Source organism: Streptomyces sp. KLMMK (assembly GCF_036961605.1).
Classification (GTDB): Bacteria; Actinomycetota; Actinomycetes; order Streptomycetales; family Streptomycetaceae; genus Streptomyces; species Streptomyces telluris.
The window spans coordinates 1-2,726 of the sequence record NZ_JBAMDC010000605.1 but is presented as its reverse complement, the minus strand read 5'-3'; the positions used below and the strand labels follow the sequence as shown (position 1 = coordinate 2,726).

The 2,726-nt window shown below is 76.3% G+C and carries 2 protein-coding genes; both read right to left on the bottom strand.

Features of this window, described 5'->3' with window-relative positions:
* Positions 1 to 229 precede the first annotated feature (229 nt).
* The gene (locus tag V7793_RS36165; protein WP_336013918.1) at positions 230 to 1,660 is read right to left on the bottom strand and encodes a sulfotransferase family protein; all 1,431 of its coding nucleotides are present in this window, start codon (positions 1,658 to 1,660) and stop codon (positions 230 to 232) included.
* Entirely contained in the window at positions 1,657 to 2,394 is a 738-nt protein-coding gene (locus V7793_RS36160; protein WP_336013917.1) for a sulfotransferase family protein, read from the bottom strand. Before V7793_RS36160 ends, V7793_RS36165 begins: the two co-directional genes overlap by 4 nt.
* Positions 2,395 to 2,726 lie beyond the last annotated feature (332 nt).

Sequence of the window (2,726 nt, the reverse complement as noted above, 5' to 3'; positions counted from 1 at the left end):
GCCGCCCGGCCGAGGACGGCCGGCAGCCGGCCCGCCATCTGCCGCAGGCTCGCGGAGGCCACGCGCTGGAAGTGCGGGTCGTCCCACCCGAGGTCGAGGTCCGGCTGCGCGGCGGGGGCGGGGATCGGCGGGGCGGTGGCGTTCGTCACCGGGTCATGGTGCCGTCACACCGGCCGCCGCGTGGCGGAACTCTCCGTCCTGTGGCCCCTTTAGGGGGTGCAGGACCGCTTCAGCGGGGCAGGAGGTCCAGCGGATTCGTCCTGGTGTGCGGGAAGGGCACGGCCGGGACCCGCCGACCGAGGAAGGGGGCGAGCTTCTCCCAGCCCTCGCCGCCGCAGACGTCGAGGACCAGCAGGTCGCCGGGGCGGCGGGCGAAGTACGCGCGGACGCGGGCGGTCTGGGCGTCGTACGCCCGGGCCAGCCGCTCCCGGTCGAAGCCGTGCCCGCCGCAGACGCGCTCCTGGAACAGCCGGCGGGCCTCGCGCTGCGCTGCCCGCTCCGCGGCGGGCGCTCCCGCGGGCCAGCCGGTGTCCCACAGCCGCTCGGCGGCGCGCAGCCAGCCCTCCTTGTCGCGCACGGTCAGCACGAACCGGGAACCGGGGTGGAGGGCGTCCAGTTCGGCGAGGTGCGGCAGGGCGAAGACGTCGGCCAGCCCGTCGTAGTGGCGCAGGGCCGGGAAGCGGCCGTCGCCGCGGCGCAGGGCGGCCGCGTCGCCCGCGCCGAAGGGGAACGAGGCGAGGTCGAAGCCCAGTTCGTGCAGTGCAGTGGTGAGGCTGCGCGTCCCCGTGCCGGGCAGGCCGAGCCCGAAGACCTTGACCCGCTCCTCGCGCGGGAGGGCCGAGGCGGCCTCGTGCACGTCCGCCATGACCGGGGGCGGCAGGGGCGGCAGTCCGAGGGCCGCGGTCTCGCGCGCCGCGACGGCGGGCAGCTCTTCGATGAGGGCAGCGAGCTGACTGGGCGTCATGTCGTGCGGCACGCGCGCGCGGCTGTGCCGGACCGCCGCCCGCGCGACCGTGAAGTCGGGGCCGTCGCCCCACTGCGCCATGGCGGCCTCCAGGCGCGCCCGGGAGCCCTCCTCGCGGCTGCGCAGCTCGCGCAGCGCGTATTTGGCGTAGATGTCGGCGTGGTCCTGAAGGTGGTCGTGGAGGATACGGAACCCCTTGAGCTGGACGCCGGGCTGGAGCTCCCGGCGGGCGAGGTGACGGCGGAAGGCCTCGGGGCGCAGCACGGGGCCCAGCCAGTCGCGCGCGAACGCCCCGAGGTCCGCCCGGCGCATGCCCCGCACCAGGTCCGCCCGGGTGATGTGCACGCCGCAGTGGACCCGGCCGCGGAAGCGGTCGTGCACGAAGCAGTCGGTGTAGGCCAGTTCGTTGGCGTCCAGAAACGGCCGCATGTCCTCCAGGACGAGGCAGTCGGCGTCCAAGTAGACGACGTGCGAGGCCCCGTGGTGGTCGAGGGCGAGGATCCGGTCCACGGCCGCGGACAACGGCCGGATGTTTTCGGCGATGTGGACGCGGTTCGGGCGGATGTTCTCGAGGGCGAGGCGCAGGGCGAGGTCGGTGGTGCGCTCCCCGACCGTCCGCAGGACCAGGTCGACGGGGCGCCCGCCGGGCGGGGAGAAGTCCCCGCGGAGGGTCCGGATCCGGCCGGAAACGCTCACCGCGCGCCCCCTGCGGGCGCGGCGGGCCCGGGGGTGCCGTCGGCCGCGGGGGCCTGGGCCGGGACCCTCGCGTAGGCGTTGGTGTGCGGGAAGGGCCCGTCGGGGACGGGGACGCCGAGGAAGGGCGCCAGCCGCTCGTAGCCCTGCCCGGCGGTGATGTCGAGGACCAGCAGGTCGCCGGGGCGGCCGGCGAAGTGGCGGAGCACCTCGGCGGTGTGGCGGCGGGCGACCGTGCGGAACCGCTCGGGGTCGAAGGCGTGGCTCGCGTAGACGGCGGCCCGCAGGAAGCGCTGCAGCTGCGGGTAGACCTCGCTCCGGCCGGCCTTGCCGTCGACCGCCGGCTTCCAGTGGGTGCGGCAGGAGGCCAGCCAGCCCTCCTCCTCGCGGACGGTGAGGATGAACTTGGCGCCCGGCCAGGCCCGGTCCAGGTCCTGGTAGTACGGCACGACGGTGATGTCGGTGATGCCGTCGCGGTGGTCGAGCAGCGGGAAGCGGGCGGTGCCGGCGAGGAGCGCCGCGTAGGTGCCCGGGTCGGCCGGGTAGTGGGCGACGTCGAAGCCGAGCGTGCGCAGAGCCGCGGTCAGGGACCGGGTTCCGGTGCGGGACAGGCCGATGCCGAAGATCTTCGGCCGGGGGGCGGGGGCCGGCGGTCCGAGGCGGGGAACGGCCCCCGGGTGGGGGACGGTTCCGGGGCGGGGGGCGGATCCGGGGCGGACTGCGCGGTCGGGTGTCATGGGTTCGCGGCCTCCTCGCGGGGTGGCGGGACGGTTCGGGGCCCGGCGGCCCGTGCGCCGTCGCCACCGTGCCGGATCGCACGGAATTGTCAACCGCGCCCCGGGCGGCCGGAATTCGCTGCCGCGACGCCGGTTGCGCCGGGTGCCGTTGTGCCGGCGCTGCGCCTTTGGTCCAATCGAGGGCGATGACCACACCGCACCCGGACGCCCCGGGAGAGGCGCCGTCCCCGGACGGCTCCGGACGTGCGCAGCGCTGGCGGCCCGAGGTGTTCTCCCCGTTCGCCGAGGGCCCGGGCGTGGTCTTCGCGCGCACGGCCGCACGGTCGCCGGAG